The sequence below is a fragment of the Microbulbifer sp. ABF4_148 genome, assembly GCF_056158985.1.
This window is the reverse complement of the sequence record NZ_JBSWUI010000003.1, coordinates 1-7538: the sequence shown is the minus strand read 5'-3', so window position 1 is coordinate 7538 and position 7538 is coordinate 1. Positions and strand designations below refer to the sequence as shown.

Sequence of the window (7538 nt, the reverse complement as noted above, 5' to 3'; positions counted from 1 at the left end):
TTCTTGCTTGGTTCCAGTTTGCGTATTGCTAACGAGGACCAGGAGGAGCAATTCGCTGAACGGCACCCTCGGCGCCCTTCCAGGCGCTGCGCGAGGACGCCGGAGCGGCACGCCCGATGCGGACCCGCCAGTGGAGGCGGCGTGCTGCCCGCCGAGGAGTACGAGCGGCGCGCCGCCGAGGGCGTGCTCGACGAGGACGCCTACGTCGTCCTGCCCGAGTTCGAGGAGGGCACCGAGCCGGAGTTCGAGACGCACGTCCCGACGACGGCGCAGACGCAGCAGCAGGCCGCGGAGCGCGCCGCCGTCTCCATCGGGCTGACGGGGCCGGTCGCCGCGGGCAAGTCGGTCGTCGGCGACGCGTTCGAGCGCCGGCGGCGCGGTCGTCGTCGAGTTCGACGAGGTGATGCGCGAACTGCTCGTGCCGGGCGAGGAAGCCCTCGACCGGTTGCGGGAGGTGTTCTCCGAGACGATCGCCCACCCCGACGGCACGATCGACTGGCACACGCTCGACGACCTCACGACGCGCAGCCCCGCGGCGCGCGAGCGGATGTATGCCGTCATCGGCCCGTTCGTGCGTGCGGAGGCCGACGCCCGGGCCAAGGCCGTGGGCGATGACTCGGTGCTCGTGCTCGACCTCGCGCTGCTGACGGACGCCGCGACGCCGCGCGACTTCGACCACGTCGTCGTCGTGGAGGCGCCGGCGGAGGTGCGCGTCGAACGGCTCATGGGCCGAGCGTCGACTGGATTCGAGCAGGCCTGGGCGGAGATCGACGCCGACACGCAGGGGCGCGAGCGCAGAGCGACGCGGCCGACGTCGTCCCCTCTGCGAACGAGCGGCTAGCATCGACGAGCTCGACGCCGCTGTCGGTGCGTTCTGGGAGGACGAGGTCGCACCGGCGCTGAACAGTGCCGCGACGCGCGTCTGAGGAGGCGACGATGAAGGTCGGGTTGACGGGTGGCGATTGGAGCCGGGCAAGTCTGCGGTGGCCCGATTGCTCGTCGAGCAAGGGGCGCTGGTCGTCGACGCCGACGCCGTCGCGCGCGAGGTCGTCGCCGCCCGGCAGTGCGAGGGGCTCGCGCAGATCGCCGACCGCTTCGGTGACGGCGTCCTGACGGCGCGGGGCGAGCTGGATTCCGCGGCGCGCTGGGGGCCATCGTCTTCGCGGACGAGGGCGCGCAGGGCGCGACCTCGAAGCCATTACGCACCCGCTCATCGCGGCGCGCACGCTCGAGTTGTTCGCCGCGGCGAAACCGGGGCAGGTGCTCGTGCACGACATTCCGTTGCTCGTCGAGCTGGGGCGCGAGGGCGACTACGACGTCGTCATCGTCGTCGAATGCGCCCGTCGAGACGCGTCTGCAGCGGCTCGAGGAGCACCGCGGGGATGCCGCGTGAGGTCGCCGAGGCACGCATGCGCAGTCAGGCCAGCGACGAGCAGGCGCCGCGCGGTCGCCGATGTGTCCGATCGACAACGCGGGGGACGAGGACGCGTCGCGTCGCCGCGTCGACGACGTGTGGCGCACGCGCTTGCCGCGGCCGAGGACCGCGGGTTCCGGGGTTGTCAGTGGGCGGGTCTAGGGTTGCGGCATGCGTCCGGTCACCGATCTGCAGCGTTCTGTCGCGCCCAGTACAAGGTCGAATCCGAGTTCGAGCCCGCCGGCGACCAGCCGAAGGCCATCGCCGAGCTCGCCGAAGCGCGTCAAGGCGGGGGAGAAGGACGAGTCGTCCTGCTGGGCGCCACGGGCACGGGCAAGTCGGCAACGACGGCGTGGCTCGATCGAGCAGCCTGCAGCGGCCCGACGCTCGTGATGGCGCACAACAAGACGCTCGCGGCGCAGCTGGCCAACGAGTTCCGCGAGCTGCTGCCGCAACAATGCGGTCGAGTACTTCGTCTCGCTACTACGACTACTACCAGCCCGAGGCGTACGTGCCGCAGACGGACACCTTCATCGAGAAGGACTCCTCGATCAACGAGGAGGTCGAGCGGCTGCGTCACTCGGCGACCAACTCGCTGCTGACGCCGGCGTGACGTCGATCGTCGTGGCCACCGTGCTCGTGCATCTACGGTCTCGGCACGCCGCGAGGAGTACATCGAGCGGATGGCCACGCCTGCAAGGTCGCGGTGCAGGAGATCGACCGCGACGAGCTCCTGCGCCGGTTCGTCGCAGATGCAGTACGCGCGCAACGACGTCGACGTTCCACCGCGGCACCTTCCGCGTGCGCGGCGACACCGTCGAGATCATCCCCATGTACGAGGAGCTCGCGATCCGCATCGAGTTCTTCGGCGACGAGATCGACCGGCTCTACACCTTGCACCCGCTGCACGGGCGAGATCGTGCAACGAGGAGTGCGGAGATGTACGTCTTCCCGGCGACGCACTACGTCGCCGGCGCCGAGCGCATGGAGCGCGCGATCGCCGGCATCGAGGTCGAGCTGCGAGATCAGCTGCAAGCGAGCTCGAGGCCGAGGGCAAGCTGCTCGAGGCGCAGCGCTTGCGGATGCGCACGACGTACGACCTCGAGATGATGCAGCCAGGTCGGGCTCGTGCAGCCGGCATCGAGAACTACAGCCGTCACATGGACGGTCGTGGCCCCGGTACCGCGCCGAACACGCCTGCTCGACTACTTTCCGGAGGATTTCCTCCTCGTCATCGACGAGTCGCACCAGACGGTCCCGCAGATCGGCGCGATGTACGAGGGTGACATGTCGCGCAAGCGCACCCTCGTCGACCATGGTTTCCGTCTGCCGAGCGCGATGGACAACCGGCCGTTGAAGTGGGAGGAGTTCCTCGAGCGGATCGGGCAGACGGTGTACCTCTCGGCGACGCCGGGCGACTACGAGATGAGCAAGAGCGACGGCTACGTCGAGCAGGTCATCCGCCCGACGGGTCTCGTCGATCCCGAGATCGTGCTCAAGCCGACGAAGGGGCAGATCGACGATCTGCTCGAGCGAGGATCCGCACACGGACGGACAAGAACGAGCGTGTCCTCGTCACGACGCTTGACGAAGAAGATGGCCGAGGATCTCAGCCGACTATCTGCTCGACAAGGGTGTGCGGGTGCGCTATCTGCACTCGGAGGTCGACACGTTGCGCCGCGTCGAGTTGCTGCGCGAGTTGCGCATGGGTGAGTTCGACGTCCTCGTCGGCATCAACCTGCTCCGTGAGGGTCTCGACCTACCGGAGGTGTCGCTCGTCGCGATCCTCGACGCCGACAAGGAGGGCTTCCTGCGGTCGGCACGAACGCCTCATCCAGACCATCGGTCGCGCTGCGCGCAAACGTCTCCGGTCAGGTGCACATGTACGCCGACAAGGTGACGCCGTCGATGCAGGAGGCAATCGACGAGACCGTCGCGCCGCCGTGAGCTGCAGATCGCGTACAACACGGAGAAGGGCATCGACCCGCAGCCGTTGCGCAAGAAGATCGCGGACATCACCGACATGCTGCAGCGCGAGTCCGCCGACACGGACGCACTGCTCGGTTCCGGCCGTTCGATGTCGCGTGGTAAGGGTCGCGGCGGCAGCGGTGCGGCGAGTGCCGACGCGAACGTCGCCGCGGGCGCGAAGCGCGAGGCGAGCAGCGCCGCCGACCTCGCGGTCCTCATCCAGGAGTTGCAGGCCCAGATGAGTGAGGCGGCCTCCGAGCTGCAGTTCGAACTCGCAGCGCGTCTGCGCGACGAATTACGTGACCTCAAGAAAGAACTGCGCCAGATGACGGAGGCGCAGAAGTAGCGCCGTGATGGCGTCCGCGGCGCCGGGTCGGATTCCGGCGCCGCGTGGTCATCGCCCCTTGTTGCGAGGATGGTTGCGGGCCTGACGCTCATTGCCGCGGCGATAGTTGCCGGTGAGGCGCGCCATGATCTCCTGAGCGTCACCGTCCTCGACGTCTTCCAAGAAGTCCGCAGCACGCGCGCCCCGAAGAGTCGTCGCTGTGCGTCCGTGATGAGTGATGACAACGACGCCATCACGTTCGAGAAAGGCGAAGCCAGCAGGTTGGGCATGCTCGACACGCTATGGGCGAGGCAGCCGACCGGCAAGCGAAATACGGTCACGCCACGCCGGGGCTGATGTCATTCGATCGCCCGCATGAGCCTGACGAGGTCCTGACACCCGCAGGATTGGCCATGGCCAACCGGGGCAGTTAGCTCTCGGCGAACCAGCCGATGTCGTCGTGCTCGTCGGGCGCGATGTTGCGGGGGTTCCCTACCCAGCGCGTCGCGAAGAACGCACGCTTCAACGGGGCTGGATTGCTGCAGGCCATCGGAAATCGCTCTGCATCGATCACCGTCACTCCGAGCTCTTCGACGCACTCGCGACGGGCAGCGCACTCGGCGGACTCGCCGGGTTCGACGTGTCCCCCGGGCAGGTCCCACAGGTCCGGATAATTCATCCGGTTCGGGTGACGGTGAACCAGTAGCACCCTCGCGTCCCGAACGAGTGCCACGACGGCAATGTGCGTGGGCAGCGTCGCTGAGGCCATGGGATGAGTCAACCACCAGTCGCCTGTACCTCGTCTGCCGTCAGGCGGTAGACCAAGCGGGTGCAAGCCAGCGCCGCCTGATCGCAGGGTTGCACGCGGCGGGTGCTCTTGTGATTCGTGATGCAGCCCTGGCGCGGAGGAAGGGCCGGCCAGTGGGTTCACTCACTATCCCTTTGACCTGCTACGCAAGGTTTCGAACATGTGTACTAAACTAGTGGCATGGATTAAACGCTGGCAGTGACGGCCGAGACGGTCGCCGCCATGCCGTCCACCGAGCTGGTGGGCGCATGGGTTCTGCTGACGCGCGCGATCGCAGAGCAGGCGCTGGCCGACCCGGAGAGATTGGCGCCCTGCTCGGGCGACGCGTTGCCGCGAACCTTCGATGAGCGCCACACGCGCACGTTCACGCTCCAAGCACAACTGGAAGACATCGCCGTTGCTGCGCAGGAGGTGACGAGGGCCGCCGACGCGGTGCTTCACGCCGTCGCCGTCGAACACGAAGACACGGTCGCCCAGCGTGCTCACCTCGACGAGGAGAACTATGGGCTCTGCGAACGCCCTCCGACCGCAGGCGAATTCGCGGGGGATGATCTCGGGGAACGCCCTCGGGTGTTCGAGCGCCACCGCGTCGCGCCTCGCTGTCGACGGACGCATGCTCCGCGACCGCGCGCCCGCTCTGCACGAACTGACGCTGCGGGGAGCCTGCCGCACCATGGTGGCCGCCACGCTGGCGCGTGAGATGGCGCACCTCGACGACGAGTTGGCTGCAGAGGTGCTCACGGATCTCGTGAGCGGGGGAGCACACCACCTCAGCGTCGACGGTGCCCGCTCCCGGGCGCGCAAACTGCTGCACGACAGGCGGCTGGCGCAGACCGAGGCCGACACCGTCGACCCCCGTCGTGAGCACGGGCTATGGTTCACGCCCCACCTCGATTTCGACACCCTCACCGAGGTGCGTCTGATCATGGCCACCGAGGACGCTGCCCGTCTCCGCGCCGCGATCGAAGCGCACGCTCAGACGCTCAACGACCATGCGCCAGATCCACGTGACGAACTCGCGCGGTGGCGCGCCGCGAGCCACGTCAGTGTGGCAGGGAGTGGCACCGAACCCCTCGGCGCCGTTCGCGTCGACGCACTGCTCGACCTTGTCTTCGCGAACTCAACGGTCAACACCGTCATGCACCTCAAGGTGCCCGTCCACGCGAGCCCACCAGCGCCTTCCGACCGGCGGTTCGGAACGCTGGAGCCCCCTGCGTCGCTCGCCTCCGTCCCCAACTGCGGTCTCGACGAGGGCGGTCTTGATGAGGACGGTCTTCGTCGGCCCCGTCAGCACGCTGAGGCCGGGCCGATCGGCGTCATCACGCGACCCCTGGACACATTGGGCGCGGCCCACATCCCCGGCCTGGGCCACGTCGACGCGGCAGCCGTTCGGCGCGTCGCGGCGCTCGTCGACACCACGTTCACGATCGACCTCGTTGACGGTGCGTGGACGACGCTCGCGAGTTGCTCGACGACGTATCGTCCCGGCGCGCGAGTGGCGCGGCTTGTCCGTGAGCGTGACGTGCACTGCCGCTTCCCGCACTGCACCCGGGTCTCGACGAACTGCGACCTCGACCACGTCGTCCCGCACGCCGACGGTGGGCCGACGAGCGTCGGCAACCTGCAGGCCCTGTGCCGCCACCATCACCGCGCCAAGACCTTCGGCGGCTATGCCGTGACCATGACGCCAGACGGAGTTTGCACGTGGGAGTCACCGACCGGCCGCCGCTGGACGATTCTCCCGAGCGGGGAGACGGTCGCGACCACGCTCGCTCCGCGAGCTGAGCTGTTGGCAGGCACGCTCTCATCGGCCGGCACTCAGGCCGTCTCAGTAGAATCGCCGCATGTCTCGAATCTTCAAGATCTTCGCGTTCGCCGAAGCTGTTTCCTGGGGTCTGCTTCTCATCGGCATGTTCTTCAAGTGGGTGCTCAAGACCACTGAGGTCGGAGTGCAGATCGCCGGGCCCATCCACGGCGTCATGTTCATCGGGTACGTCCTGTGCGCGCTCAAGCTGTGGCAGGAGAAGAGCTGGCCGAACAAGACGATCGGCATCGGCCTGCTCTGCGCCGTGATCCCGTTCGCGACGATCTGGTTCGAGAAGCGCGCCGAAGCGCGTGGCGAACTCGGCGACGAACCGCGTCAGAAGCCCCTCGCCGGCTGACGATCCCCCTGCACGTGCGACCGGCGGGGCCGCGAACCGCGAGGGTTCGCAGCCCCGCCGCTCGTTCGTCATGACACGCCAGTCGACGAGACGCACCGACGACGCCGGCCCCTGCCTGCGCGTCACTCAGCCGCGGCTGCGATACGAGACATCGCCGGCGCTCGAGGCACCAGAGGTGTTCGCGCACCTGGTCGAGGCATGACCATCCGGTTGCCGTCACCGCGGCGCGCCGCAGACCCGCGTCGTCGTCGGCGCTCAAGTCGCCAGGCCTGCCCGCGCCACGCATCCAGGTGCGGTCATTCACGCAAAGACCGCGTCGTGCAGGCAAGGGCGGCGATGATGTCGGGCGCCCAGGTCGCCAGGCCTGCCCACGCCACGCATCCAGGTGCGGTGGTCACGCAACGACCGCATCGTGCAGTCAGGGGACCATGCAGTCAAGGGCGACGATGATGTCGGGCGCTCAGCTCACCAACCGCGTTCGCGCCACTCGTCGAGGTGCGGGCGTTCGACAGACAGACGCGTGTCGTCGCCGTGGCCCGGGTGAACGTCGGCATCGTCGAAACGCCCGAAGATGCGATCGCGAACCATGGTGAACAGCTCGTCGAACGACTGCTCATCGGAATGCGTCGTCGCGCCGACGCCGCCAGGAAACAGCGTGTCGCCCGTCCACAGCTGAGGCAGAGCGTCGCTGCCGGCGGGTGGCGTCCACGACAAAACGACGCTGCCGGGGGTGTGGCCTGGCACGTGGTGCGCGACGAGCGTCTGCGCGCCGAACTGAATCGTGTCACCGTCACTCAGCGTCCGCGCGGGCGCGGGTGTCCACCTTCGTGTTTGCTAGATTCTTAACCTTAGCGATGCGTG

10 protein-coding genes and 4 pseudogenes are annotated in these 7538 nt (G+C 68.0%); 11 read left to right on the top strand and 3 right to left on the bottom strand.

Annotated elements, in window-relative coordinates; genetic code table 11:
• Nucleotides 1–379: 379 nt before the first annotated feature.
• The 4 pseudogenes from ACXAD0_RS18515 to ACXAD0_RS18500 all read left to right on the top strand — a co-directional run.
• Nucleotides 380–841: pseudogene (locus tag ACXAD0_RS18515) on the top strand (dephospho-CoA kinase); the annotation flags it as partial.
• Between the two features lie 142 nt (nt 842–983).
• Nucleotides 984–1127: pseudogene (locus ACXAD0_RS18510) on the top strand (dephospho-CoA kinase); the annotation flags it as partial.
• 4 nt (nt 1128–1131) lie between these two features.
• Nucleotides 1132–1812 (top strand): annotated as a pseudogene (locus tag ACXAD0_RS18505) (dephospho-CoA kinase); the annotation flags it as partial.
• 433 nt (nt 1813–2245) lie between these two features.
• Nucleotides 2246–2320: pseudogene (locus ACXAD0_RS18500) on the top strand (hypothetical protein); the annotation flags it as partial.
• A 119-nt stretch (nt 2321–2439) separates the two neighbouring features.
• On the opposite strand, the gene ACXAD0_RS18495 reads toward ACXAD0_RS18500, so the two are convergent.
• Nucleotides 2440–2574 carry a hypothetical protein gene (locus ACXAD0_RS18495; protein ID WP_475090462.1) on the bottom strand — a complete coding sequence of 45 codons (135 nt, stop codon included), beginning with the start codon at nt 2572–2574 and terminating at the stop codon, nt 2440–2442.
• A 10-nt stretch (nt 2575–2584) separates the two neighbouring features.
• Between ACXAD0_RS18495 and ACXAD0_RS18490 the strand changes: the two genes are divergently transcribed.
• From ACXAD0_RS18490 to ACXAD0_RS18475, 4 genes are read left to right on the top strand one after another with little or no spacing between them, the layout of a single operon-like run.
• Entirely contained in the window at nt 2585–3127 is a 543-nt protein-coding gene (locus ACXAD0_RS18490; protein ID WP_475090460.1) for a hypothetical protein, read from the top strand.
• A complete protein-coding gene (locus ACXAD0_RS18485) occupies nt 3051–3314 on the top strand; it encodes a helicase-related protein (protein WP_475090458.1) in 264 nt (87 codons plus the stop codon). Before ACXAD0_RS18490 ends, ACXAD0_RS18485 begins: the two co-directional genes overlap by 77 nt.
• A complete protein-coding gene (locus tag ACXAD0_RS18480; protein WP_475090461.1) occupies nt 3296–3361 on the top strand; it encodes a hypothetical protein in 66 nt (21 codons plus the stop codon). Before ACXAD0_RS18485 ends, ACXAD0_RS18480 begins: the two co-directional genes overlap by 19 nt.
• A 46-nt stretch (nt 3362–3407) precedes the next feature.
• On the top strand, nt 3408–3728 hold the full coding sequence (locus ACXAD0_RS18475; RefSeq protein ID WP_475090457.1) for a UvrB/UvrC motif-containing protein: 321 nt from the start codon (nt 3408–3410) through the stop codon (nt 3726–3728).
• A gap of 409 nt (nt 3729–4137) precedes the next feature.
• Here ACXAD0_RS18475 and ACXAD0_RS18470 read toward each other — a convergent pair whose 3' ends face one another.
• Nucleotides 4138–4476 carry an NUDIX hydrolase gene (locus ACXAD0_RS18470; RefSeq protein ID WP_475090455.1) on the bottom strand — a complete coding sequence of 113 codons (339 nt, stop codon included), beginning with the start codon at nt 4474–4476 and terminating at the stop codon, nt 4138–4140.
• 237 nt (nt 4477–4713) lie between these two features.
• Here ACXAD0_RS18470 and ACXAD0_RS18465 point away from each other — a divergent pair, with 237 nt between their 5' ends.
• The 3 genes from ACXAD0_RS18465 to ACXAD0_RS18455 are packed head-to-tail and all read left to right on the top strand — an operon-like array spanning nt 4714 to nt 6677.
• Nucleotides 4714–5214, top strand: coding sequence for a hypothetical protein (locus ACXAD0_RS18465; RefSeq protein WP_475090453.1), 501 nt, complete (start codon nt 4714–4716; stop codon nt 5212–5214).
• Nucleotides 5189–6457: an HNH endonuclease signature motif containing protein gene (locus ACXAD0_RS18460; protein WP_475090451.1), complete on the top strand. Its 1269-nt coding sequence runs from the start codon at nt 5189–5191 to the stop codon at nt 6455–6457. Before ACXAD0_RS18465 ends, ACXAD0_RS18460 begins: the two co-directional genes overlap by 26 nt.
• Complete coding sequence (locus ACXAD0_RS18455) at nt 6360–6677, top strand: DUF3817 domain-containing protein (protein WP_006945470.1); 318 nt, start codon at nt 6360–6362, stop codon at nt 6675–6677. The genes ACXAD0_RS18460 and ACXAD0_RS18455 overlap by 98 nt, the downstream gene beginning before the upstream one ends.
• A gap of 465 nt (nt 6678–7142) precedes the next feature.
• Here ACXAD0_RS18455 and ACXAD0_RS18450 read toward each other — a convergent pair whose 3' ends face one another.
• Entirely contained in the window at nt 7143–7391 is a 249-nt protein-coding gene (locus ACXAD0_RS18450) for an MBL fold metallo-hydrolase (RefSeq protein WP_475090449.1), read from the bottom strand.
• Nucleotides 7392–7538 lie beyond the last annotated feature (147 nt).